A 24,206-nucleotide genomic window follows, 5' to 3' on the forward strand; every position below is an offset into this window, starting at 1 on the left:
TTTCTCGACCTTCCACGCAATGCCGCAACCACTGTCTCCCATGGCACTTGGCGTCCTCGCCCTCGCGGCGGGTGCGCTCATTGGGCTCCTGGTGGGCGCGTGGTGGCGTCGCCGGGCGACAGCGCCGGCGCCGCGCGCAACCCCGGCCGAAGCGACGTTCCGCCCGGATGGGGGCGAGCGCGTGCGGTCGCAGGCGCTGGAGGCGGTCTCGGAGCCGGTCCTCGTGGTGGGGGGCGACGGCCGTATCCTGGAGTGCAATGCGGCGGCGCTCACGCTGCTCGATCGCCATCGCCCGGCGGTGAGCGGGGCGGAGGCGGCGACGATCCGGAAGCTGGTCTCGCCGAGCGGGATCGAGATCGCGTGGCGGGAGCTGGTGGAGGCGCGCTCGCCGTGGACGGGTGAGGCGCACGTGCGCCTACCCGACGAGAGCCGGCGCGCGATGGCGGTGCGGTCGGTGCCGGTCTTCACGTCCAAGGGAGAGCTGGCGGGGTTGGTGGAGGTGTACCGCGACAGCGGGACGTCGACGTCGTTGACCGCCGACCGCTTCCTGAGCGCGCTCGACGCGCTCGACGAGCCGGGCGAAGGCGACGCGCACGAGGAGCCGGCGGTGGCGGCGGAGCGCGAGCTGCGCCTCCTTGCCCTCGGCTTCGCCGAGCTGGACAAGGTCATGCGCCAGTATGAGATGTTGCTCCCGGCCATGAGCGCCGAGGATCCGTTGACCGAGGCGATTGCCGGTCTGGCGGCGGAGACAAACGAGCTGGCGGCAACAGCCGATGTGCCGCGCCTGCTGCGCGAGATCCCGCGCTCGATGACTCGTCTGCGCTCGCACCTCACGCGGCTGGCGGGTTCGGCGCCACGCGGGATGTAGCGCGCGCACTCTCACGTTAGGCACGCCGCCGGGGTGGCTGGCCGGGGCGTCGCGACGGTAGCTTACCGCTTCGCCTTGTGACCCCTCGAGGGTGGGGGGTTCGCCCGCAGAGTGCCAGACCGCAAGCCCGAGGAGTCCCGCGTGCCGATCGAAATACCTCCCTCTCCCGACGACCTCCGCGAGGCCACCTGGGAGACGCTGGCGCCGTACTACGAGGCGCTGGCCACTGTCGAGCTCACCCCCGATCGCGCCGAGGAGTGGTTACGGCGCTGGTCGGAGCTGAGCGCGGTGGTGGACGAGGCGGGGACGCTGGCGATGATCGCCTACACGTGCGATACCGCCAACGAGGCCAAGGAGGCGGCGAACCTGCGCTGGTCGTCGGAGATCTTTCCCAAGGTGGGGGAGCAGAACGTGCGGCTGGCGGAGCGCCTGGTGGCGCTGGGGTGGTCGCGCGACGACATGGCGGTGGTGCTGCGCGAGTTCCGCACCGACATCGAGGTGTTTCGCGAGGCGAACGTCCCGCTCTTTGCCGAGTTGGAGGAGCACAGCTCTGCCTACCAGAAGCTCACCGGTGGGCTGGGCGCCGAGTGGGAAGGGGTGCGCGTCACCATCCCGCAGCTGCAACCCTATCTCAAGGAGCTCGACCGCGGCGTGCGCGAGCGTGCCTTCCGGCTGGGAGCAGCGGCGTACCTTGCGCACCACGCCGAGCTGGGTGCGCTGTTCGACACGATGTTCGCGCTGCGCCAGCGGATTGCGCGCAACGCGGGCTTTGCCAACTTCATGGAGTACGCCTTCCGGGCCAAGCACCGCTTCGACTACACGCCGGATGACTGTGCGCGCTTTCATGCGGCGGTGGAGGCCACGGCGGCTCCCGCGGTGGAGCGCCTGATGGCGCACCGGCGAGATGCGTTAGGCGTGGAGGCGGTTCGCCCGTGGGACACGCTGGTGCAGCTGGAGAGCGACCGCCCGGTGCGCCCCTTCCACGACGTCACGGGGTTCGTGGAGCCGGCCAAGCGCATCTTCGACGCGCTCGACCCCGAGTTGGGGATGCAGTTCCGCGAAATGGCCGACGCCGGGCTCCTGGACCTCGAGAGCCGGCCGGGCAAGGCGCCGGGCGGTTACTGCACCAAGCTCCCGTGGCGCGGGCGGCCGTTCATCTTCATGAACGCGGTGGGGGTGCCCGACGACGTGAACACGCTGGTGCACGAGGCGGGGCACTCGTTCCACGATTTCGCCGCGCACCGGCAGCCGTTCATCTGGCTGCGGGGGACGGGGCACGAGGCGGCCGAGCTGGCCTCGATGTCGATGGAGCTGCTCGTCACGCCGCACCTCACCGCCCCCACCGGCTACTACACGCCGGCCGAGGCGCGCGCGGTGGAGGTGGAGAATCTCGAGGATGTGCTGAGTTCGCTGGTGCACATTGCCAGCGTGGACGCCTTCCAGCGCTGGATCTACACCAGCGGCGAGGGGCATGACGCGGCGGCGCGCGACGCGGCCTGGTTGCAGCTGCGAGCGCGCTTCGAGCGCGGCGTGGACTGGTCGGGGCTCGAGCGCGAGCGCGTGGCACGCTGGTACCGTCAGCTGCACATCTTCGAGTACCCGTTCTACTACATCGAGTACGGCATCGCGCAACTGGGCGCGTTGCAGCTGTGGCGCGACGCACAGGTCGACCCCGCGGGCACCATGCAGCGCTACAAGCGCGCCCTCGCCCTGGGGGGGACGCGCTCCCTCCCCGAGATCTACGCCGCCGCCGGCGCCCGCCTCATCTTCGACGAGGACGGGATGCGCGAACTGGTGCAGGCGGTGGAGGCGCGCCTGGCCGAGTTGCGCGGCGGCGGGAGCTGACGCAACTGGGCCGATTCCCGCTGCTCACGCCCGCTGCTCACGCCCGCTACTGTGGCTTCTGGACCGACTTCCCCGGGTCGCGCTCGACGCCGATGGTGTAGTCGGTGGCCAGCGCCGCCACCGTCCCGATGGCCGCCCAGAACGGGAGGAGCGCGGCCCCGGCAATGCCGGCCGTGAGCGGGAGGTCGAGCAGGGTGCGCCCCTGCGGATTGCGGATCACGATACGCCGCACGTTCCCCTCGTGCAGCAGTTCCTTGATCTTGGCCTTGAGGTTGCCGCCGGCCACCTTGATCTCTTCCATGGTACCTCTCCGGTGGGAACACGCCGGCGCGGAACGCCTGCGCCGGCAAGCTAGGTCGGCTCGTTTCGCCGTGCCAGCAGTCCCTACGGCTCGCCTGACGCGACGGTTCCACTGCGCCATCGCCGCGAGATGTCGTTGCCCGGGCGTAACGCGACAACAGGCCATTCACGCGTGACTTTCTGCGCCATGGCGCGCGGGATACCTTCCGGTCTACAGACCGAACGTCGCAGGAGAACGACACGATGGCCAACATGGTGGTGGCGCGCTTTGCCGAGGGGCACATGCTCAAGGGGACCAGCCTTGACGTCGACCCCGCGCGCCCCAAGTGCCACATACGCACCGACGATGGAATGCACGAGGTCAAGCTCGCCGACCTCAAGGCGCTCTTCTTCGTGAAATCGCTGCACGGCGATGCCAAGCACGTCGAGGGACGCGACATCGCCCCGGTCGACCCGCGCCTGCGCGGCTCCAAGCTCGTCGAGGTGACCTTTCGAGATGGCGAGAAGCTCGTCGGGCTCTCGATGCGCTTCCCCCCAAAGCTCCCGTTCTTCTTCCTCGTCCCCGTGGACTCGGCGAGCAACAACGTCCGCATCCTCATCAACGGGGAGCAGACGATAGGGATCGAACTCGTGGACCCGACGGCGTGAGCAGGGCGGACGGGAGACGGGAGACGGGAGAACGGAGGAGCGTCGTCGTGCGCTTCCTGGGTCTGCTCGCGCTCTCGACCGCCGTCCTGCCCCCGTGCGCTCTCGCGCAGGCGCGCACCGATCCGCCATCGCTTTCCTCGGCCCGGGTTACGGCGCAGGTGCTCGCCGGGACGGTGGCGGGGCCGGTGGCCTTCTTCGGTGCGGGGATCGCCACCAAGCGCGTGGCCCGCGCCCTTGGGGCCAACGACGACGAGGCGGGACGAGCGGCTTACGTGGGGGCGTATGCGAGCACGTGGCTCGCCACGGCCACTGTCCCGGCCCTCATCGGGCGTGACGGGAAGTTTCCGGCCGCGCTCGGCGGTTCGGCGTTAGGCGCTCTGGCCGCCGCCGGGCTCGTGCGCGTGGGCAACTGGCGCTACGACGGCGACCGGCGCGAGTGCGGCCCGCTGTGCTGGACCATGGGGGCGCTCGTCTTCGCCCTCCCTTCGATCGGCGCCACCATCGCCTACGACCAATCGCGACGCTGAGGGGTATCTCCCCGGCGCCTCGAGCGCGGGTTGCGCTCCTTCCCCGGCGCGGCTAGGGTCCATTCTCCCTCGCGCCCAATCGCCCGACTTGCCCTGCTGTCCATGACGCGTCCGTCGATCATCCTCCTCTCCGCCTTCGCCCTCGTCTTTACGCTGGCCGGCGCCGCCTCCGCGCGCCGCGACGAGGAAACGCGCCGGCACCTCGTGCCCGCGACTGCCTCCGCGAAGACGGTCATCCAGGTCTACAAGTCGCCCACCTGCGGCTGCTGCAAGGCGTGGGTAGAGCACATCAAGGCAAACGGCTTCGAGGCGCAGGTCTTCGACATCACCGATGAAGAGCTGCAGGTGCGAAAGGGGCGGTTGGGCGTGGGGCCGCGGCTCGCCTCGTGCCACACGGCGATCGTGAATGGCTACGTGGTCGAGGGGCACGTCCCCGCGGCCGACATCAAGCGCATGCTGGCCGAGAAGCCCGCCATTGCAGGGATCGCGGCGCCGGGAATGCCGGTGGGGAGTCCGGGGATGGAAGTCCCCGGTGCGCGCGCCGAGAAGTACGATGTGGTCGCGTTCACCAAGACCGGCACGACCAAGGTCTTTGCCAGTCACTGACCGGAATGATGCACGCGCGGAGATCGGGGTACCGCCCCAGCGTGACGCGCGGCGCCCGTCTCGCGGCTGCATGCGGGGTGATGCTGACGCAGGGGGCGCTGTTGGCGCTGACGGCGTGCGGCACGTCGTCGCCGGAGACGAACGGGGCGCCGCGCGCGGGGGAATCGTCCATGCCTGGCACTGAGACGCTGCTCGCCGCGCCGATGCAGCTGGCGGTGGGGGACGATTCGCTCTCGCTCGAGGTGGAGGCGTGGCGATCGTTCCAGCCGTTGCTCGACTCGGCCTCCGCCCGCCTCATTGCCGTCCTCCGCGTGAGTACCAGGGCGAAGGACAGCAGCAACGCCGGCAGTCGCGGGGTACCGGGGGCGCTTGGCGTCGATGCCGTATGGCTGGTGCGCGGGAGCGAGGTGGTGCGTGGTGAAGCGCGTGAGGAGCAGCCGCGCGAGGCGGGAGTGTCGACGGTGGAGTTCGTCCTTCGCGACGGTCCCACCTGGGCGGTGGGTGACTCGATCGACGTTGTCGTCACGGTATCCGGGGTGAGCGACGCCCCGCGCCTGTTGCGGGCTCCGCGCGTGGCGATTGCCCGCGTCGACTGACCGACTGCCTTCCCCGCGCATGTCCACCCGCCCGTGGGTCCTGGCCGAGTCGCACTGGCCGACGGTGCGCGAGGCGCGGTACGAGGTCGTCGTGCTCCCCTGGGGGGCCACCGAGGCGCACAACACGCACCTTCCCTACGCCACCGACGTGGTGGAGGCGAGCGAGGTGGCGATTGCAGCTGCCGAGCTCGCGTGGAAGCGCGGAGGGCGCGTCGTCGTCCTCCCGCCGGTCCCGTTCGGGGTGAACACGGGGCAGCGGGGCGTGCCCTACTGCCTCAACCTCAACCCCACCACGCAGCTGGCGGTGCTGCGCGACCTGCTGCAGGCCATCGAGCCGCATGGGGCGCGCAAGTTCGTCATCGTGAACGGGCATGGCGGGAACGACTTCAAGCCGCTGATCCGCGAGCTGCAACCGCACACGCCGCTCTTCCTCTCCTGCATCAACTGGTGGACGGTGCTCGACGCGTCGCGCTACTTCGCCGAGCCGGGCGATCATGCGGGGGCGCTGGAGACGAGCGCGATGCTGCACCTGGCGCCCTCGCAGGTGCGGGCGCTGTCGGAGGCGGGGCGCGGGGAGGCGCGGCGCTTCCGCATCGCGGCGTTGCGCGAGGGGTGGGCGTGGGCCCAGCGCGACTGGCCGAGCGTGACCGACGACACCGGGGTGGGGAACCCCGCCGGTTCCACCGCGGCGCAGGGCGAGCGCTTTGTGCGCGATGCGGAGGAGAAGATCGCCGGCTACTTCACCGAGCTGGCGGCGGCCGACCCGGCGGCGCTGTACGAATGACGGCGCCCGGTGGCGTGCGCGGGCGCCCGGTGCTCCTCGGCGTCTGCCATGACGCCTCGTCGTCGTTCCTGCGCGGGGCCGCCGATGCACCGGCGGCCATTCGCCGTGAGCTGCAATCGACCGCGTCCAACGCCTGGAGCGAGCGGCTGCAACTGATTGCACCCGGCGTGGCGTGGGACGACGCCGGCGATGTGGCGTTAGGCGACGACGACCCACGCGCGGCGATCGAGCAGGCGGTGGACGCGCTGCTGGCGGCGGGGCGCAGGCCGGTGGTGCTGGGCGGCGACCATTCCATCACGTATCCCGTGCTGCGCGCCGTGCGGCGACACCACCCCCGCCTCACCATCCTCCACCTCGACGCCCACAACGACCTGTATGAGTCGTTCGAGGGCGATCGCTTCTCGCACGCCTCCCCGTTTGCCCGGATCATGGAAGAGGCTCTCGCCGACCAACTGGTGCAGGTCGGGATCCGCGCCATGACGCAGCACCAGCGCGAGCAGGGCGATCGTTTCGGCGTGGACGTGGTGGACATGCGGCGCTGGGTGGCGGGCGATCGGTTCGCGCTGCGCCACCCGGTCTACCTCTCGCTCGACATCGACGTGCTCGACCCGGCCTTTGCGCCCGGTGTCTCGCACCGCGAACCCGGGGGGCTCAGCGTGCGCGAGGTGCTCTCCGTGGTACAGGGGATCGACCAGCCGATGGTGGGTGCAGACCTGGTCGAGTACAACCCTCGCCGCGACCTGGACGAAGTGACCGCACCCGTCTGCGCCAAACTCATCAAGGAGATCGTGGCGCAGATGCAACTGCGGGGCTGACGGGTTGCGCGCGGCCAGCCCTCGGCGCGTTTCTTCCGTGGTGCGGGGCGCCCGCGAGGCGGGGTGCACGCCCGTACGGCGGGGTGCACGCGCGGGAGCCGGGGAACGCGCGCTGGCGGGGTGCGACGACGGCGGGCAGAAGCGGGAGCGACCGCATTGCCGCCGTCGCACGCGGCGCCCATACTGAGGGGACGGGTGCGCATGTCGCCGCCCGCCTGACGAGGGGGCTGCGATGCACGCCATGCATGGGTCATTCGGTCGGTTGTCAGTCGTTGCCGCCGCGGTTGCCATGGCGGCGCTGGCCCTCACGGCGGGGACGGCGCGTTGGCTGCCGGCGCAGGACTTTCGCGTGGGCGGCGGGGTGACGCTACCGCGTGGCGCAAATGCCGGGCATGCGGGGAGCGAGATTGGCGGGCAGGTGCAAGCGTCGATCGAGCTGGGGCCGCGTACCAACGGGCTCGGCGTGCGCCTCGACCTCCTCTTCGCGCAGAGCGCCGCGCCGCCGCTCTCGATTGGCGAGGCGGTGGTGGCCGGGCGCACCGCGCGAACGATGGCTGCGGCCGGCGGGCTCTTCTACCGACATGAGGTGCGCGACTTTGCCCCGTACCTGCTGGCCGGCGGCGGCGCATACGGCCAGAGCGGGATGCCAGGGGTGGCGTTGGGGGCGCATGGCGGCATCGGCGTCGACTACGCCGGCGCCCGCTGGCGACCGTTTGCCGAGGCGCGCATGCATCGCTGGCGCGGCGACGGTGCGGCGGTCACGGTACAGCAGCGGGAGCGTTCGCTCATCTCGGCGCTCGTGGGGCTGCGTTTCTAGGACGTGTGTGCCTGTGGCCGGCGGGCCGTGGCCGGCACCGCGCGAGTGATTCCCCTGCCTGACGAGGATCGATGAAGGCTTCGATGGTGACGATGGCGTGGCAGCTCGACGGGTTCCGCATCGACGAGACGCTGGGCGTGGTGCGCGGGATCGTGGTGCGTTCGCGGTCGGTGTTCGGGACGATCGGTGCCGGGCTGCAAACGCTGGTTGGGGGGAACATCACCCTGATGACCGACCTGTGCGAGCGGGCGCGGAGCGACGCCTTCGCGCAGATGATTGCGCACGCCGAGGAGCTGGGCGCCAACGCGGTGATTTGCGTGCGGTATGACGCCACCGAGATCATGAACGGCGTGACCGAGGTGCTGTGTTATGGCACGGCGGTCCGCGTTTCCCCGGTTCCGCGCAGCTGACGGCGCCATGTGGCGACCGGCGCCGCGGAACCACTTCACACTACAGGAGGCACGTCGATGGGATCGCTGAGCGAGCGCGCGCAGGCGCTCATGAAGGAGCTGGAGCAGGAGCGCGACGAGCTGCGGGTGAAGATGCACCTGGCGAAGGCCGACGCGAAGGAAGAGCTGGCCAAGCTCGACACGCAGTTCGACGAGAAGATCGCCGAGTTGAAGGCCAAGGTGGCCGGGCTGGACAAGGACGGCGACGGGAGCGTGGTCGACGACCTTGGCGACGCGGCGCGTGGGCTTGCCGACGACATTCGTGGCAGCTTCGCGAAGTTCCGCGAGAAGTTCTGAGCTGGAAGGCGTGACCGACGCTGCGACGCCCGGCGCGGTGCGCATCGTGCCGTTGCGCGATGCCGCCGACGCCGAGGCGTGCGCGCGGATCATGAGCACCACCGATCCCTGGATCACGCTGGGGCGCGACCATGCGCGCTGCCTGGCGGCGGTGCAGCTGCCGACGCACGAGGCGTGGGTGGCGCTGGACGCCGACGATGCGGTGGCGGGGTTCGTCCTGCTCGTCCTGCAGGGGGCCTTTATCGGCTACATCCGCAGCATCGCCGTGCGCGCCGACCTCCGTTCGCGGGGGGTGGGGCGGGCGTTGCTCGACTTCGCCGAGCGCCGGAGCCATCGCGAATCGCCTAACGTTTTCCTCTGCGTCTCGTCGTTCAACTCGCGGGCGCGCGCGCTGTACGAGCGCTACGGCTTCGCGCTGGTGGGGGAGCTGACGGACTTCGTGGTGGCGGGTCACTCGGAGTGGCTGATGCGGAAGAGCATCGCCCCGATCACCGGCTACACGCCACCGCCCGATTCCATCGGGGCACCCTGAATCCCGAACGCTGCGTCGTGGTTTCCGGGACGGGCGATTGCGCGGCGGGGGGGCGCGCGCGGTGGGCGCGCGCGGTGGGCGCGCGCGGTGGGCGCGCGCGGTGGGCGCGCGCGGTGGGCGCGCGCGGTGAGTGACGCTCGCGCGGCGAACGGTGCGTGCGCGATGGGTGGCGCGCGCCGCTAACTGCGCTCGCGTCGCCCTGTGGCGCCTGTTCCGGGTGGTTTGGCGGGGGCGGGGGCCGGGTGACGCCGGGGAGTCGCACCCGGGAGCCGGCCGGCGGCGACGGCCGAGACCGGCGCCAATCCGGCGTTAGGCCGGCGCCGCCCTCTCCCGCCCCCCAAACGCTCCCTGCCGGAATTGCAGCGGGCGGGCCTCCGCGAGGCAACCGTCAGACGGCCGTCAGACGGCCGGCGCGGCGTGCCGAGTGCCTGCCGGGTATCTCGCCAGGCTGCCAACTGCGGGAAGCGGGTGAGCGGAAGCGGGTGAGCGGAGGCGGGACGCCGGGAGGGGGAGCGCCCCTCGTCGTCAGGCACCCTCGTGAGGCGCCGCTGTGAGGCGCCGCTGTGACCCACGCTCGTAAGGCACCAGCGTCAGGCACCCCTCGTCAGGCACCCACGTCAGGCACGCCTCGTCAGGCACCCGCGTGAGGCACCCCGCGTCAGGCGGTGCCTGACAAGTGCTGCTCCCGGTGGGGCGTCAGGCGTTCCGGAATACGCGAGTTTGTGACGGGGGCGGCCTAACGGTAGTCCTGCCTTACGCGGCGCGTGAGGCAGGGGGGGCGGTTTCGCCCATTTGGTGGTATACTAGGCGCGCCCGCCGCTCCGGCAGTTGCCGATAGCCGTTTCCTTGACAGGTTCTTCGGCAGTTGTCTCGGGCGTTCCCGGCACCTGGTTCAGTCCCACGTCGTTGACCGTCGCTCGTCAGGCGCCGGCAACCCAGCCCCAGATCCACATGGCAGCGAAGAAGGCACCCAAGAAGGCCGCAGCGAAGAAGGCGCCGGCCAAGGCGGCCAGGAAGCCGGCCGCAAAGCGGAAGAGTGGCGCCACCTCCGTCCCCGGGATCAGCCGCATCGACCAGGAGTCGACGCGGACGCACGGGTACTTCGTCCGCGTTGGCTACCATCGCACGAAGGAAGGGGCCTGGCGCCCCAAGCACCGCGCGTTCTTCGGCGACGCCGGTCACGGCGGCAAGGAGAAGGCGTTCAAGGCCGCGGTGAAGTGGCTCAAGGACGCGCAGAAGAAGTAGTCGCGTCCGAGCTCCACACGTAGTCCCGCGCCGGCGCACCCCCCCATCGATCGGGCGGGATGCGCCGGCGGCGCCTTTGCCCCTCCTTCTCGCGGCGCCTTCACGCCCTACCGGCGGCGCAACGCGCCGCCATTCCCGTCCCCCCCCGGCGTTCGCTGGGGCAGGCTATTCCCGTCTCCCGTCCCCCGTCCGTAGTCGTGCCGCCCCTCTTCCGCACCGTCGCCCTCCTCGCGCTCTCCAACGTCTTCATGACGTTCGCCTGGTACGCGCATCTCAAGAACCTCTCCACGCGCGCCTGGTACATCGCCGCACTCGCCAGTTGGGGGATCGCGCTCTTCGAGTACCTGTTGCAGGTGCCGGCCAACCGCATCGGCTACACCGTCCTCTCCCTCCCGCAGCTCAAGATCATGCAGGAGGCCATCACCCTCGCGGTCTTCATTCCGTTCGCCGTGCTCTACATGAAGACCCCGCTCAAGCTCGACTACCTCTGGGCCGCCCTGTGCATCCTCGGCGCCGTCTACTTCATGTTCCGCGCGCCAACTGCCTAACGCATCGCCGCGCCCGTCTTCCATCCCCCCCGCCCCCGCCCTCGGTTCCGGCCAAGGCGGCGCGGCGCAAGAACCCAGGGGCGCAAGCGCCGGGTCGCCCGCGCCCGAGCGCGGCGGCACCGCGTCCCCACATCCTCGACCGTAGCCCAAGCCGCACGGCGAACCACACCCCCCGGGCCTGCACGACCGCCAACACTCCGTAGATTTCTCCTCGCGCCGCTCGTCACCGCCGCTCGTCACCGCCCTCCGCCGCCCACCACCGTGCCGATCTTCCAGAAGTCGATCTTCAGGACCGAGTGCGACGAGTGCAACCTCCCGTTCGCCGTCAACACGGGCGGCGTGTGCGAGAAGTGCCGGCGCATCCTGTGCCCCAAGCACCTGCACGGCTCCATCACCCACAAGCTCCTCATCGCCTTCGGCGCGAAGATCGTCTGTGTGCGCTGTCGCGCCGGCGAGACTCCCGCGCGCCCCGCCGCACCCGGGAACCGTTAGGCACTCGCGCGCATCCTCCGCGCGCCCCGCACACTCACGCTCCGCCACGCACTACCACGCACCGTCACGCATGACCGACCGGCTCTACTACACCGATGCCTTCTGCGCTCGCTTCGAGGCGCGCGTGGTGGACCGCGCCGACGAGGGGCGCCGCGTCTACCTCGACCGATCGGCATTCTACCCCACCTCGGGCGGGCAGCCGCACGACCTGGGGACGCTGGGCGGCGTCGCCGTCACCGACGTGGTGGATGAGGACGACCGCGTGGCGCACCTTCTCGCGGCGCCGCTGGCCGCCGAGGTGGTGGAAGGCGTGGTGGACTGGACGCGACGCTGGGACCTGATGCAGCAGCATACGGGGCAGCACCTGCTGTCGGCAGTTGGGGCCGACCGCTTCGGCTGGGAAACGATCAGCGTGCACTTCGGCGCCGAGTCGTCGACGATCGACTTCGGCGCCGAGGGAATCGGGCCGGCGGCGCTGGAGGAGCTGGAACGGCTCGCGAACGCAACGGTGACCGAGAACCGCGCCGTGAGCGTGACGTTCGAGGAGGCGGCGATCGCCTCGGGACTGCGCAAACGCTCCGAGCGCGACGGCACCCTTCGCATCGTGTCGATCGATCGGCTGGACCGGAGCGCGTGCGGCGGGACGCACGTACGCGCCACGGGCGAGATCGGCCCCATCCTCCTGCGCCGCGTGGAGAAGATCCGAAAGGCGACGCGCGTCGAGTTCCTCTGCGGCATGCGCGCGATTGCCCGTGCTCGCGCCGACTACGACGTCCTGGCGCGCATGGCGGCGGCGCTATCCTGCTCCATCGACGAGTTGGCGACCGTGGTGCCCGCACAAAGCGAGTCGCTGCGCTCGCTGGAGAACGAGCGTCGCCGCCTCGAGGGCGAGGTGAGTGCCTCGCGGGCCCGTGAGCTGCACGAGCGCATCACCCCGGGGGGTGATGGCGTGCGCCGGCACGTGGAGCGGCGTGCGACGGGGAAGGCCGACGACGCGCGCGCGCTCGCCCTCGCCTTTGCCGCGCTTCCACAGAGCGCGATCGCGATAACCGTGGCCAGTCCGCCAGCCATCCTGGTGGCCGCGTCGGACGATAGCGGCGTCGACGCCGGCAAGCTCCTCAAGGCGGCGCTGGCGGCAGCGGGAGGGCGCGGCGGCGGCAGCGCGCGCCTGGCGCAGGGAACCGTCAACGATGCTGCGGCGCTCGACGGTATCCTCACCGCCCTCGGCTTTCCCGTCGCCTAACGACGGCGCCGCGACATTCCCGCCATGACACCACAGCTCCCCGTCCCCTTCTCCCGACATCGCGTCGTCCCCGCGCATCTCGTGCGCGAGCGCGGTGGCATTTCCTCGTTCGCCAGCGCCCATGAACAGAAGGGCGACTGGGAATTGCCGCGCCTGTACCGGATTGCCTGCATGGTGGGGAGCGTGGTGGCCGACCTGCGGGAAGCGCGCATTCCAGCCGGCGAATCGCACGTGGAGATCTTCCTCGTGATGGGGTCGGTGGAGATCCATGTCCCCCCGGGCGTTCGGGTGGAGCTCGCTGTCAACACGCTGGCGGCGGAGGTGTCGTTCCGCCCCGATCCACTCTACGGCACCGACCCGGACGCGCCCGTGATTCGGGTGTCGGGGAGTGCCTACTTCGGATCGGTGGAGGTGATGGCGCGCCTTCCCGGCGAGAGCGCGCGAGACGCGAAGCGCCGCATCAAGGCGTCGCGGCGCTTGGCGTCGGAGCCCCCCTCTCGCCAGATCGGGCGATAAGTGCTACCGTAGCGCTCACGTCGACGGACGACGGCGGCACGCCCCCAAACCCCAGCGTGCGGTTGTCGTCCCCGTGGATCGAGAGGCCACCATGGAGAACGCGCTGCTCGACTGGCTCGCGCGGGTGGGGACGAGTGCCTTCCAGTACTCGGCGCTCGCGTTCGTGCTCATCAATGGGGCGGCGGTCGCCGCCGTCCTGATCACGCGCGACCGGTCGCTGGTGAATCGATGGACTGGCCGCCTCCTCGCGGCCAACCTGGCGCTGGCGGGGACCGGGCTCGGCGTTCCGCTCGTGACGACGGTGATGCGACTCGGGATCATGGCGGTCTCCCCATCGGTTCGGGTCGCTCCCATGCGTGTGGACAAGTCTGTGGCGCCGATGGAAGGAGCGGATGCCGTTCAGCTCATCCCACGTTAGGCACGGTCGGCGTCGCCGGCTCACGCGAGTCATCGCTGCCTGACGAGAACGCCCCGATGCGCATCGTGCGCAGCGGGGCGTTTTTTCTTGACGGAGGAGCGCTCGTGCGCCATTCCTCAATGCCACCGGCCACGACTCACCGATTCGTGCGTGACGCGAGGCGCCCACCTCACCGCTGCGCCACGATCGAACAGTCCATAACTCCGCGATGTCGCTCTCGCTTACCTCACCTGCCTTCGTCCACGGCGGCGCCATTCCGGCGGCACACACGTGCGAGGGGGGCGAAACGTCTCCACCGCTCGCCTGGAGCGGCGTCCCGTCCGGGACTCGGAGCCTGGCCCTGATCGTCGACGATCCCGACGCCCCCGATCCCGCCGCTCCCAAACGCGTCTGGGTGCACTGGGTCTTGTGGGACCTCCCGCCGGACTCGACGGGGCTCGCCGAGGGGGTCCAGTCGCTTCCCTCGGGGACGCGCGTCGGGATGAACGACATGAACGACTTCGCCTACGGCGGCCCCTGTCCTCCCATCGGAAGGCACCGTTACTTCCACACGCTATACGCCCTTGATACCGTGCTGGGCAAGCTCGAGGAGCCGACCAAGAGGGAGCTGCTCGCGGCCATGGAGCGACACGTCCTCGCCAAGGCCGAGTTGATGGGGACGTACCAACTGTCGCGATAGGAACCCAGCCCATGCGCCGCCGCCTCGCCCGCTCAGACCGCGCACTCCGCGCACCCCGCGCACTCCGCACCGTCTGCACCTTCGCCGCATTCTGCGTGATGGCCGCTGCCGCCGTTGCGCATGCACAGGCGACGCCCCCCGACCCTGCCACCAAGGGGGAGGTGATGGCGGTGGTGAAGCGCATGTTCGACGGGATGCGCGCCGCCGATTCGTCGATGGTGCGCTCCACCTTCCACACGCAGCTGCGAATGGTGACGGTGGCCAAGGGGCGCGACGGCCAGCTCCGCTTCACCGTCGAGTCGAGCCCTGAGGGCTTTCTCAAGTCGGTGGGGACGCCGCGCCCCGCGAAGCTCGACGAGCGCATCTTCAACGAGCGGGTGGAGATCGACGGTGCGCTCGCTTCTGTCTGGGTCGACTACAACCTCTACCTCGGCGACAAGTTCGTGCACTGCGGAATCGACCACTTCCTGCTCGCGCGCGGCGACGACGGGGCGTGGAAGATCTTCTCGCTGGCCGACACGCGGCGCACCGAGGGGTGCAAGCCGTAACTAGATGAAGGGCTCGCCATCGTCGGACTTTTCCCGGTGGCGAGCGAGGGGCTCGCGGCGCAACTTGCCGCTCCACACTGCGGGGAGTCGGGAGACATGTCGGCAGTTCGGTTGTTCGTCTACGGATCGCTGCGTCGCGACGGGGAGGGGCGGTTGCACCCGCTGCTGTCGTCGGCGGCGTACCTTGGCGCCGCCACGGTGGAAGGGGCGCTCTACCGCGTGGATTGGTATCCCGGGCTCGTGCTCGGCGTGGACGGCACTGTGCACGGCGAGCTGTATGAGCTCCCGCTCAACAAGGTCGACCACATGCTCACTTCCCTCGACGACTACGAGGGGGGCGGCTTCCGGCGTCGCAAGGCGACGGTGCGCGCGGACGGTATCGACCACGCCGATGCGTGGGTGTACACCTACATCGGCCCCACGCACGCGCTGAGCGCGATTGCCACTGGCGACTACGGGCCGCCGGATCATCGCGCGCGCGCCTGACGGCGCCGTGTCGTTTCACTCTCCTGTCCAACCGACCATGCGCAGCACACTACTGGTCGTCGCATGCCTCACGTTGGCGACGCTGGTGAAGCCGGTGCGCGGCGTCGCGCAGCACACCGACCACGCCGCCCATCACGCCGCCGCGCGCGACAGCCTGCCAGCCGCAACGCAGTCGCGGCAGGCGACGCTCCCTGGGCAAGATGCCTTCGCCGCGATTGCGGAGATCGTGCGCATCCTCAGGGCCGACCCCGCCACCGACTGGGCGAAGGTCACCCTCGAGGCGCTGCGCGAGCACCTGATCGACATGCACGACGTGACGCTCAACAGCGTGGTGCGCGGCGAGCCGATTGCAGGCGGTGTGCAGCTGACGGTGAGCGGCGTGGGCCGCACCCGCGACGCCATCCAGCGCATGGTCGCGGCGCACACGCCGATGCTGGCCGCCGAGGGGCTCGACGGGATCCTGGAGAAGACGCCGCAAGGCGTGCGCTGGCGCGTCACGACCAACGATACGAAGCGCCTCGACGAAGTGCGCGCCCTTGGATTCATCGGCATCTTGACGCTGGGCGAACACCACACCTCGCATCACCTGATGCTCGCGCGTGGTGGTGGGCATCACTGAGCCGAAGGTCGGCGCCAATCGCTGACGGCAGCGTACGACGCTGCGGTGTCAACTGCTTTAGCACGGAGACACGGAGACACGGAGGGCGAGCATCCACGTGATGGGCGAGCGACACGCGACACCTCCCGCGCCCTCCGTTCCTCCGTGTGTTCTCCGTGTTAGACCATCAGCGCGCCGTTGGTCGGAAATGCGCAGCGCCTAACTCCGCCAGTCGTCCCGGATCCCCTCCGCCACGCGATCTGCCAGCGACATCACCGTGAGGTAGGGGTTCACCTCGACCGAGTCCGGGAAGAGCGACGAATCGGCGACGCGGAGCCAGGGTGCGCCGTACACGCGCCCTCGCGAGTCGGTGACGCCGCTCCCTTCGGGACCCATGGCGCAGCCGCCCATCAGGTGCGCCGCCGAGACCGAGATGCGCCCGGGGAGGAAGTGCTTCTCGATGATGAGGTCATCCAGGCGATAGGCCGACTCGCGCTCGATGAGCGGCGGATCGGCCGAGGGGGCGTGCACGCGCCGCGCACCGGCCGCGAAGAAGATGCGCGCGCTCATCCGCGTTGCCGACACCAACGAGCGAATGACGGCGGGAGTGAATGTGTAGTGCACCACGGGGCGCCCGTGTGTATCGACGGTGATGCGGTTGCCGGGGACCGCCTTGTCGCAGGCGAGGACGAGGATCATCTGCAGGCGCGGATAGGCGCGCATGAAGGTGCTGTGATCTGCCCCGAACCCGGTGAGGTTCTTCGCCGTCACGAAGGGGAAGTACATGCACGTCTCGAGGATGTACCCTTCGTGCTCGCTGCGATCGAGGAAGTAGCTCTTGGGATGTCCGACGTCGTTGGTGATGTCGCGCTCGTGCTCGGCCACCAGGATGTGCGCGGGGTGGCAGGTGAAGCGCTCGCCGACGCGACGCAGGGCGCTGAGCGCGGGCGAGCGGAGCAAGAGGGCACTCGTTCCCAGGCTTCCACCGCAGGAAACGATCACGCGCGCCGAGATGCGGTACTCGCCAGGCGCCCACGCCGAGGGGAGCCCCTTGTCGCCGGGACGCTTCTCGTGCACGCGGGCCATGACGGCGCGCTCCTCCAGGCGCAACGCCTCGGCGCGCGTCACGACCTCGACGCCGGCGCGCTCGGCGGCCGGCAGCTGCACGCGGTGCGTCCCCATCTTGGCGCCGTTGGGGCACCCCATGTTGCATAACGACGATCCCTTGCACCCGCGCAGGTTGAGCGGGAACTGCTCCGCCTTGGCGCCCACGCGCGCGCACCCCGTCACGAAGAGCTTGTTGTTGTCGTTGAGAAGGACGCGCGGGAGGTAGTGCACGTCGTTCTGCGCCATGAACTTCTGCGAACGGCGCTCCACGTCGGGGAAGTCGAGCCCCGGGACGCACCAGCTGCGGATCACGCGGTCCGGGGCGACGAGGGAGGTCCCGGTATAGACGACGGTGGAGCCGCCGTACGCGCGCCCGAAGGCGAGCGTCATTGTCCCGTCGGCGGTGAGGAAGGCACCGCCTTCGTCGTAGAGCGCCGCCGTCATCTCGAGTTCCTGCCCCGTGAACTCATGGTCCTCGAGTCGCGCCCCCTGCTCGAGGACGAGGATGCGCACCCCCTGGGCCACCAGGGGTGCGAGCTCCTGCGCCACCGTCCCGCCGCCGGCCCCGCTCCCGATGACGACGATGTCGTACTCGCGCAGCTGCACGTCGGCGCTCATTCGTCGCCGAACGGTTCGGCCGCCGCGGCGCGCATCTCGGCCGTGGTGCGTCGCGCGCTCCAGCCGTCGGGGTGGGCGCGATAGCCTAACGATCCCTGCACGTCGTCGCGCGTGTAGTAGCCCAGGAAGACGAGCGTGCGCAGCCCCCACATCCCGCGCCGGAAGAGCGGGCGCGGCGACATCTCGAAATCGTGCAGCACCGCGAAGCGCGCCTCGGGGGAGAGGCGCGAGAACGTCCGGAGGCGCCGCAACAGCGGGAGGTACTCGATGACGCGCAGGAAGGTGACGAGCTGCCGTCGCATCGCCTCGGGACGCGTCGCCAGCGCGGCGTCGACCGACGCCTCCAGTTGTCGCCACTCATCCGCCCCAAGCGACGCCGTCTCCCGCACCACCGTCTCCGCCACCGCCCGAAAGGTCGCCCGGACCGGAGCCAGTACCGATTCGCTCATGCGGTTCCCTGGTCACTGCCTCGATGTCGCCAGCGGGGCGATAAGGTAGGACTCGCGGTGCGGTGCAGCAACGAGGGAGGGGCAGAAGACGAGAAGCCCGCCCCAGCGAAGGCTGGGGACGAGAAGACGAGAGGCCCGCCCCAGCGAAGGCTGGGGACGAGAAGACGAGGAAGATCAGGACCCTCGGCGCTGCCACTCTTTGCGGCTTCGCGGCTTTGCGGGACACGAAGTTCAACTGCATTTCACGCGAAGCCGCGACGAAGGCAAGGGGGGCGCATGCAGGCCCGGCAGGCGTGCCATTCCCTCTCACTCCTTGCAGCCCGCGCGTCATCACCCCACGTTCCCGCCCCCACTCCCCCGCAACGCTCGCAGTGGCATGCCCCTCGTCCTCTCGTCTTCTCGTCTTCTCGTCTTCTCATGAAAGTTGCTGACGCCCGCCTGCACGCCCTGGCGGCTCGACGGACGCGCTTCGCGATCACGCTGACCGTGGCGATGATCGTCCTCTACTTCGGCTTCATCCTCCTCATCGCCTACGACAAGGCGCTCATGGGGACGCTTGTTGCGCCGGGGCTTTCGCTCGGGATCCTGCTGGGGGCGCTGGTGATCGTCGTGTCGTGGCTCCTCACCTTCGTGTACGTGCGCTGGGCCAACCGGCGCTATGACCGCGAACTCTCGGAGATCACGCGATGAATGCGGCGCAACCGGTCACCAGCATCGGCGAGCCGAATGTGGTAGCGATGGTCTTCTTCTTCGTCTTCATCGCCATCACCCTTGGCATCACCTACTGGGCCTCGCGGAAGACGCGCACCACCGAGGATTTCTACGCGGCCGGGCGCTCCATCTCGGCGGGGCAGAACGGCTTTGCCCTGGCCGGCGACTACATGTCGGCGGCGTCGTTCCTCGGGATCGCGGGGCTCGTCTCGACCACCGGCTTCGACGGGTTGATCTACTCCACCGGGTGGCTGGTGGGGTGGCCGGTGGTCCTCTTCCTCATCGCCGAGCCGCTGCGAAACCTGGGGAAGTACACCTTCGCCGATGTGGTGGCGGCTCGCCTTCGGCAGACGCCGGTGCGCATCGCTGCGGCGATCGGGACCTTGGCGACGGTGATCTTCTACCTCATCGCGCAGATGGTGGGGGCGGGTGGGCTGATCAAGCTGATGTTCGGGCTGTCGTATGAGACGGCGATCGTGATCGTGGGGGTTGCCATGATCGCGTATGTGCTATTTGGCGGCATGCTTGCCACCACGTGGGTGCAGATAGTGAAGGCGGTCCTCCTGCTGGGAGGGGCTACGATCCTGGCGCTGCTCGTCCTGTCGCGCTTTGGCTTCTCCCCGCTCGCCCTCTTCCGCGAGGCGGCGACCCGCTATGGCGACGGTGTGCTGGCGCCGGGAAAGCTGGTGGCCAATCCGCTCGATGCCGTTTCGCTGGGGATGGCGCTCATGTTCGGGACGGCCGGGCTCCCCCACATCCTGATGCGCTTCTACACCGTCCCCGACGCGCAGGCGGCACGGAAGTCGGTCTTCTACGCCACTGGGCTCATCGGCTTCTTCTACCTGATGACCTTCATTCTGGGGTTCGGGGCGATGGTCTTGGTGACGCCGGACGCGATCAAGGCGGTGGACAAGGGGGGGAACATGGCGGCGCCGCTCCTCGCCGAAACGCTGGGGGGGACGCCATTTCTGGGGTTCATCGCGGCGGTCGCATTCGCCACCATCCTCGCGGTGGTGGCGGGGTTGACGCTCTCAGGTGCCGCTGCACTGTCGCATGACCTCTGGGTGAGCGTGGCGCGCAAGGGAGACGCCACGCCCATCGAGCAGCTGCGTGTTGCCCGCATCGCCACGGTCGTTCTGGGCGTGATTGCCGTGCTGCTGGGCATCGTCTTCAAGGGACAGAACGTCGCCTTCATGGTGTCGCTCGCCTTTGCGATCGCCGCCAGCGCCAACTTCCCGGCGCTCCTCCTCTCCATCTTCTGGCGCGGCTGCACCACCTTGGGGGTGGTGACGTCGATGCTGGTGGGGACCATCTCCACGCTCCTCCTCATCTACCTGTCACCCACCATCCAGGTCGACATCCTGAACCACGCTCAGGCGTTCTTCCCACTCAAGAACCCAGCCCTCATAACAATTCCGCTATCGTTTGCTGTCGGTATCGTCGTCTCTCTTGCGTCGTCCGATCCCGAGGCCCGCGAGAAGTTCGCGCAGGTCGAACGGCGCGTGCACCTGGGCGCCAAGGCCTGATCCATCTGGTGTTTGGACCGTCTTGGCGGCGAGAAATCGCTGCAGCGCTGCGCCGGTGTAAACGGTTACGCCTCGCCATCGGCCCCCGTTAAGTTGCCATCCATGCCTTCTGTAGATCGATCGAAGATCCCGTACCTCCCCGAGCGCATCGAGGGACTGGGTGAAGTCGCCATCAACCTCTCGTGGAGCTGGAGCCGGAACGCCCGCGCCCTCTTCTCGATGATCGACGAGCCGCTCTGGCACCTCACGCGGCACAACCCCATCGCGATGCTCCGCCGCATCGCCCCCGATCGCCTGAGCACGGTTGCCCGAGACCCCCGATTCCTCGACCTCTACGACCGCGTCATGGCGGATTTCCGCCGAGACCAGTCGTTCGACAACACCTGGTTCCGGAACAACTACCCCGAGCGGACCGACGGCCCGATCGCCTATTTCTGCGCCGAGTTCGGGCTGCACAACTCCGTCCCCATTTACTCGGGGGGGCTGGGCGTCCTCGCCGGCGACCACTGCAAGTCGTCGTCTGACCTGGGGATCCCGCTGGTCGGCATCGGGCTCTACTACACGCGCGGCTACTTCGACCAGAAGCTGCGCCTCGACGGGTGGCAGGAAGATTCGGACGAGCAGTTCGATGTCGCCAACACGCCGCTCGAGCGCGTGCAGCTGCCGGGCAAGGAACCGTGGCTCGCCAAGGTCAACACGTTCGGGCGCGACATCCATATCGCCGCCTGGCGCATGCACGTGGGGCGCGTCCCGGTCTACCTGCTGGACTCGAACCTCGAGCAGAACGATCCCGCCGATCGCGACGTGACGTCGAAGCTCTACACCGGTGGCCCCGACGTGCGCCTGCGCCAGGAGTGGATCCTGGGGGTGGGCGGGGTGCGCGTGCTGCGCGCGTTAGGCATCGCGCCCGCGGCCTGGCACGCCAACGAGGGGCACGCGGCCTTCATGCTGGTCGAGCGCGTGCGCGAGTTGATGGCGGCCGGGCTTTCGTATGAAGAGGCGGCGGTCCAGGTGAGAGCGTCGAGCGTCTTCACCACCCACACGCCGGTGCCGGCGGGGCACGACACCTTCTCGCACGAGCAGGTCACCGAGTGCGCCGGCCCGCTGTACCAGGAGATGGGGATCGATCGCTTCCTCGCCATCGGGCAGCACCCCACGGAGGAAGAGGGGCGCTTCCACATGACGGTGTGCGCGTTGCGCCTGTCGAAGTACGTGAACGGCGTGGCGCGCCGCCACGGCGAGGTATCGCGCCAGATCTGGGCCCCGCTCTGGCCCGATCGCGACGACGCGCAGGTCCCCATTGGCCACGTGACCAACGGCGTCCACAAGGCCACGTGGATGTCGAAGGAGATGATGGAGCTGTTCGATCACTTCTTCGGCCACGACTGGGGGAACCGGGTCGAGGACCCCGCGCTGTGGGAGTCGGTGCTGGAGATTGACGATATGCGCCTGTGGGCGACGCACCTCGATCTCAAGACCGACCTGATGAACTTCGTGCGCGAGCAGGCACGGCGTCGCTGGGCGCGGCACTGGAAGGAAGCGGCGCACGTGGTGGGCGCGGGGACGCTGCTCAACCCCAACGTCCTCACCATCGGCTTTGCTCGGCGCTTTGCGACGTACAAGCGCGCGGACCTCGTCTTTTCCAACATCGACCGGCTGCGCACGCTCCTCGTCGACAACACACGCCCGGTGCAGATCATCTTCGCCGGCAAGGCGCACCCGGCCGACACGCCGGGAAAGGAAGTGCTGCGCACCGTGTACGGCTTCACGCGCGATCCCAAGCTCGAGGGGCGTGTGGCCTTCATCGAGGACTACGACCTGCACCTGGCGCACCGTCTCGTGCAGGGGGTGGACGTGTGGCTCAACCTCCCGCGCGTCCCGCTCGAGGCCAGCGGCACCAGCGGGATGAAGGCGGCGCTGAATGGCGTACCGCAGCTCTCCACCCTCGACGGGTGGTGGCACGAGGGGTACGATGGGTTGAACGGGTGGGCCATCCCCCCGGCCGCCTCGCGGGCGACGCCTGACGAGTGGGATGCCGATCGCTTCTATACCTTGCTGGAGGAACAGGTCATCCCGCTGTACTACACGCGCGACGAGCGTGGCGTCCCGCACGGGTGGATCCAGAAGATGAAGCACGCCATTCGTGTGGCGGGGCAGCAGTTCACGTCGCGACGCATGCTGCAGAACTACGCCAGGCAGTACTACACCCCCGCGATGCGCGGGGAGATGCTGGGTGACGATCCCCCGATCGGATGAGGTAGGGCATGGCAGCGCGCAAGCGGAGTGCGGCGGCAGAGACCGGAGCACGTCGGACTCGCAAGGCGAGCGAAGAAGCAGGAACAGGAGCAGGAGCGGGATCAGGCGCAGCCAGGCGACGCCGTCCAGCGAAGGATCCGTCAGGCGACGCCGGCACGAAGGCGCCGGCCCCTGCGGTGCGCGCGTATCCGCTCCACACCGCCGGCGCGCACCCCGTCTCGGTGGTGCACGTCGTGGCCGAGCTGGCCCCCTTTGCCCGCACCGGCGGGTTAGGGGAGGCAGTGGCCAACCTGGCCAAGGCACAGGCCAAGGCCGGGCTCACGGTGGCGCTGATCATGCCGCTGTACCGCCAGGTGCGCGACGTCGTCACCGACTTCGTCCCGGCGAGTGACCCCTACTGGGTGCAGCCGGGTGGCCGCACCGAGTATGCGCGCCTGTTCGAGTCGGCGTCGTTGCGCGAACGCGCGGGAGAGGGAGTACCGCGCGTGTACTTCCTGGACAACGAGTACTACTTCGGCGGTCGCGACGGCATCTATGGCGACGCGCTGGGCGACTATGGCGACAACGATCGCCGCTGGGCCTTCTTTGCCCTCGCCGCGCTCACCGCGCTCCCCAAGGTGGCGCGCTCGCCGGTGATGATGCACTGCCACGACTGGCACACGGCGCTTGCCCCCGCCTACCTGCGCGCGCATGAAGGGGGGAGCGACTTCCTGCGCAACACGTGGACGGTGCTCACCGTGCATAACGCCGGCTTCCAGGGGCACTTCCCGCCGCGGACCATGGGCGACGTCGGCCTCCCGGGAGAGTTCTACAACCATCACATGTTCGAGTGGTATGGGCAGATGAACATGCTGAAGGGGGGGATGGCCTGCGCCGACGCGGTGACCACGGTGAGCCCCACGCACGCGCACGAGCTGCGCACCGCGGCCGGTGGCTTCGGGCTGCACGCCGCCTTCGTCGCCATGCGCGAGCGCTTCGTGGGGATCATCAACGGGATCGACAACGCCGACTGGAACCCGTCGTCCGACCCCTACATCGCCCACAACTACTCGCGCACCAGGCTCTCGCCCAAGAAGCAGAACAAGCTCGCCCTGCAGCGCATCTTTGGACTCCCGGAGCGCCCCGGGACGCCGGTGATCGGGATGAGCGCGCGCATGGTGGCGCAGAAGGGGCTCGACCTCATCCTCGGGAGCCCGCGTTTTCTCTCGCTCGACGCGCAGTTCATCTTCCTCGGGCAGGGGGAGAAGCGCTACGTCGACATTCTGGAGGAGCTGGGGGCGCTGGTGCCGGGGCGCATCGGGGTGCAGACCAACTTCACCGTGGAGCAGGAGCATCGCCTGCTGGCCGGTGCCGACATGATCGTGATGCCGTCGCAGTACGAGCCGTGCGGCCTCACGCAGATGCGCGCCCAGCGCTACGGGACGCTCCCGGTGGCGCGCAAGGTGGGCGGGCTCGCCGATACCATCGAGGACAACGTCACCGGTTTCCTCTTTGACGACTACACGCAGGCCGACTTCATTGCCGCCTGCGCCCGCGCCATCGACCACTACCGGCACCCGCAGGTGTGGACGCAGATGATCAAGGAGGCCATGGGGCGCGACTTCGGGTGGGAGAAGTCGGAGGTGAAGTACCGCGAGCTGTATCGCCGCGTCATCAACTGGCCGCGCTGGGGGCGTTAGGCG

The 24,206-nt window shown here is 69.3% G+C and carries 29 protein-coding genes; 26 read left to right on the forward strand and 3 right to left on the reverse strand.

The features are described 5' to 3' along the window. Positions 1 to 19: 19 nt before the first annotated feature. Positions 20 to 868 (forward strand): PAS domain-containing protein, encoded by an 849-nt coding sequence (locus tag IT359_13835; GenBank protein MCC6930059.1) that lies wholly within the window; start codon positions 20 to 22, stop codon positions 866 to 868. Between the two features lie 141 nt (positions 869 to 1,009). Continuing rightward, entirely contained in the window at positions 1,010 to 2,713 is a 1,704-nt protein-coding gene (locus tag IT359_13840) for a M3 family oligoendopeptidase (protein MCC6930060.1), read from the forward strand. 46 nt (positions 2,714 to 2,759) lie between these two features. Here IT359_13840 and IT359_13845 read toward each other — a convergent pair whose 3' ends face one another. Next, positions 2,760 to 3,014 carry a DUF4342 domain-containing protein gene (locus tag IT359_13845; GenBank protein ID MCC6930061.1) on the reverse strand — a complete coding sequence of 85 codons (255 nt, stop codon included), beginning with the start codon at positions 3,012 to 3,014 and terminating at the stop codon, positions 2,760 to 2,762. Between the two features lie 242 nt (positions 3,015 to 3,256). Between IT359_13845 and IT359_13850 the strand changes: the two genes are divergently transcribed. The 20 genes from IT359_13850 (at position 3,257) to IT359_13945 (ending at position 15,878) form a co-directional block, all read left to right on the forward strand. Continuing rightward, on the forward strand, positions 3,257 to 3,661 hold the full coding sequence (locus IT359_13850; GenBank protein ID MCC6930062.1) for a hypothetical protein: 405 nt from the start codon (positions 3,257 to 3,259) through the stop codon (positions 3,659 to 3,661). A gap of 47 nt (positions 3,662 to 3,708) precedes the next feature. Beyond that, on the forward strand, positions 3,709 to 4,188 hold the full coding sequence (locus tag IT359_13855) for a hypothetical protein (GenBank protein MCC6930063.1): 480 nt from the start codon (positions 3,709 to 3,711) through the stop codon (positions 4,186 to 4,188). Between the two features lie 102 nt (positions 4,189 to 4,290). After that, positions 4,291 to 4,794: a DUF411 domain-containing protein gene (locus IT359_13860; protein ID MCC6930064.1), complete on the forward strand. Its 504-nt coding sequence runs from the start codon at positions 4,291 to 4,293 to the stop codon at positions 4,792 to 4,794. Positions 4,795 to 4,835: 41 nt separating this feature from the next. After that, complete coding sequence (locus tag IT359_13865) at positions 4,836 to 5,390, forward strand: hypothetical protein (protein MCC6930065.1); 555 nt, start codon at positions 4,836 to 4,838, stop codon at positions 5,388 to 5,390. A 19-nt stretch (positions 5,391 to 5,409) separates the two neighbouring features. Further along, positions 5,410 to 6,174 carry a creatininase family protein gene (locus IT359_13870; GenBank protein ID MCC6930066.1) on the forward strand — a complete coding sequence of 255 codons (765 nt, stop codon included), beginning with the start codon at positions 5,410 to 5,412 and terminating at the stop codon, positions 6,172 to 6,174. Beyond that, positions 6,171 to 6,989: an agmatinase gene (gene speB, locus IT359_13875; GenBank protein MCC6930067.1), complete on the forward strand. Its 819-nt coding sequence runs from the start codon at positions 6,171 to 6,173 to the stop codon at positions 6,987 to 6,989. Before IT359_13870 ends, speB begins: the two co-directional genes overlap by 4 nt. Positions 6,990 to 7,221: 232 nt before the next feature. Then, positions 7,222 to 7,806 (forward strand): hypothetical protein, encoded by a 585-nt coding sequence (locus IT359_13880; protein ID MCC6930068.1) that lies wholly within the window; start codon positions 7,222 to 7,224, stop codon positions 7,804 to 7,806. Between the two features lie 83 nt (positions 7,807 to 7,889). Continuing rightward, positions 7,890 to 8,216: a YbjQ family protein gene (locus IT359_13885; protein ID MCC6930069.1), complete on the forward strand. Its 327-nt coding sequence runs from the start codon at positions 7,890 to 7,892 to the stop codon at positions 8,214 to 8,216. A 57-nt stretch (positions 8,217 to 8,273) separates the two neighbouring features. Continuing rightward, positions 8,274 to 8,552: a hypothetical protein gene (locus IT359_13890; GenBank protein ID MCC6930070.1), complete on the forward strand. Its 279-nt coding sequence runs from the start codon at positions 8,274 to 8,276 to the stop codon at positions 8,550 to 8,552. Positions 8,553 to 8,643: 91 nt separating this feature from the next. Further along, positions 8,644 to 9,084 carry a GNAT family N-acetyltransferase gene (locus IT359_13895; GenBank protein MCC6930071.1) on the forward strand — a complete coding sequence of 147 codons (441 nt, stop codon included), beginning with the start codon at positions 8,644 to 8,646 and terminating at the stop codon, positions 9,082 to 9,084. Positions 9,085 to 10,035: 951 nt separating this feature from the next. After that, complete coding sequence (locus tag IT359_13900) at positions 10,036 to 10,329, forward strand: hypothetical protein (GenBank protein MCC6930072.1); 294 nt, start codon at positions 10,036 to 10,038, stop codon at positions 10,327 to 10,329. A gap of 59 nt (positions 10,330 to 10,388) precedes the next feature. Further along, entirely contained in the window at positions 10,389 to 10,877 is a 489-nt protein-coding gene (locus IT359_13905; GenBank protein ID MCC6930073.1) for a DMT family protein, read from the forward strand. A 261-nt stretch (positions 10,878 to 11,138) separates the two neighbouring features. After that, positions 11,139 to 11,369 carry a hypothetical protein gene (locus tag IT359_13910; protein ID MCC6930074.1) on the forward strand — a complete coding sequence of 77 codons (231 nt, stop codon included), beginning with the start codon at positions 11,139 to 11,141 and terminating at the stop codon, positions 11,367 to 11,369. A 70-nt stretch (positions 11,370 to 11,439) separates the two neighbouring features. Further along, a complete protein-coding gene (locus IT359_13915; protein MCC6930075.1) occupies positions 11,440 to 12,612 on the forward strand; it encodes an alanyl-tRNA editing protein in 1,173 nt (390 codons plus the stop codon). 24 nt (positions 12,613 to 12,636) lie between these two features. Beyond that, positions 12,637 to 13,128: a hypothetical protein gene (locus tag IT359_13920; GenBank protein ID MCC6930076.1), complete on the forward strand. Its 492-nt coding sequence runs from the start codon at positions 12,637 to 12,639 to the stop codon at positions 13,126 to 13,128. A gap of 91 nt (positions 13,129 to 13,219) precedes the next feature. Further along, entirely contained in the window at positions 13,220 to 13,546 is a 327-nt protein-coding gene (locus IT359_13925; GenBank protein MCC6930077.1) for a hypothetical protein, read from the forward strand. Between the two features lie 208 nt (positions 13,547 to 13,754). Continuing rightward, a complete protein-coding gene (locus IT359_13930; GenBank protein MCC6930078.1) occupies positions 13,755 to 14,225 on the forward strand; it encodes a YbhB/YbcL family Raf kinase inhibitor-like protein in 471 nt (156 codons plus the stop codon). A gap of 98 nt (positions 14,226 to 14,323) precedes the next feature. Beyond that, positions 14,324 to 14,773 carry a nuclear transport factor 2 family protein gene (locus IT359_13935; GenBank protein MCC6930079.1) on the forward strand — a complete coding sequence of 150 codons (450 nt, stop codon included), beginning with the start codon at positions 14,324 to 14,326 and terminating at the stop codon, positions 14,771 to 14,773. A gap of 96 nt (positions 14,774 to 14,869) precedes the next feature. Continuing rightward, positions 14,870 to 15,259 carry a gamma-glutamylcyclotransferase gene (locus IT359_13940; protein MCC6930080.1) on the forward strand — a complete coding sequence of 130 codons (390 nt, stop codon included), beginning with the start codon at positions 14,870 to 14,872 and terminating at the stop codon, positions 15,257 to 15,259. A 37-nt stretch (positions 15,260 to 15,296) separates the two neighbouring features. Further along, positions 15,297 to 15,878, forward strand: a complete 582-nt coding sequence (locus IT359_13945; protein ID MCC6930081.1) for a hypothetical protein — start codon at positions 15,297 to 15,299, stop codon at positions 15,876 to 15,878. A 198-nt stretch (positions 15,879 to 16,076) separates the two neighbouring features. Here IT359_13945 and IT359_13950 read toward each other — a convergent pair whose 3' ends face one another. Both IT359_13950 and IT359_13955 read right to left on the reverse strand, forming a co-directional pair. After that, positions 16,077 to 17,582 carry a GMC family oxidoreductase gene (locus tag IT359_13950; GenBank protein MCC6930082.1) on the reverse strand — a complete coding sequence of 502 codons (1,506 nt, stop codon included), beginning with the start codon at positions 17,580 to 17,582 and terminating at the stop codon, positions 16,077 to 16,079. Continuing rightward, complete coding sequence (locus IT359_13955; protein MCC6930083.1) at positions 17,579 to 18,031, reverse strand: hypothetical protein; 453 nt, start codon at positions 18,029 to 18,031, stop codon at positions 17,579 to 17,581. The genes IT359_13950 and IT359_13955 overlap by 4 nt, the downstream gene beginning before the upstream one ends. Positions 18,032 to 18,448: 417 nt before the next feature. Between IT359_13955 and IT359_13960 the strand changes: the two genes are divergently transcribed. The 4 genes from IT359_13960 (at position 18,449) to IT359_13975 (ending at position 24,203) form a co-directional block, all read left to right on the forward strand. Beyond that, entirely contained in the window at positions 18,449 to 18,721 is a 273-nt protein-coding gene (locus tag IT359_13960; GenBank protein MCC6930084.1) for a DUF485 domain-containing protein, read from the forward strand. Further along, on the forward strand, positions 18,718 to 20,268 hold the full coding sequence (gene actP / locus IT359_13965; GenBank protein MCC6930085.1) for a cation/acetate symporter ActP: 1,551 nt from the start codon (positions 18,718 to 18,720) through the stop codon (positions 20,266 to 20,268). The genes IT359_13960 and actP overlap by 4 nt, the downstream gene beginning before the upstream one ends. A gap of 102 nt (positions 20,269 to 20,370) precedes the next feature. Further along, positions 20,371 to 22,524, forward strand: coding sequence for an alpha-glucan family phosphorylase (gene glgP, locus IT359_13970; GenBank protein MCC6930086.1), 2,154 nt, complete (start codon positions 20,371 to 20,373; stop codon positions 22,522 to 22,524). A 176-nt stretch (positions 22,525 to 22,700) separates the two neighbouring features. Continuing rightward, positions 22,701 to 24,203, forward strand: a complete 1,503-nt coding sequence (locus tag IT359_13975; protein ID MCC6930087.1) for a glycogen synthase — start codon at positions 22,701 to 22,703, stop codon at positions 24,201 to 24,203. Positions 24,204 to 24,206: the final 3 nt, after the last annotated feature.

Source organism: Gemmatimonadaceae bacterium (genome assembly GCA_020852815.1).
Taxonomy (GTDB): domain Bacteria; phylum Gemmatimonadota; class Gemmatimonadetes; order Gemmatimonadales; family Gemmatimonadaceae; genus SCN-70-22.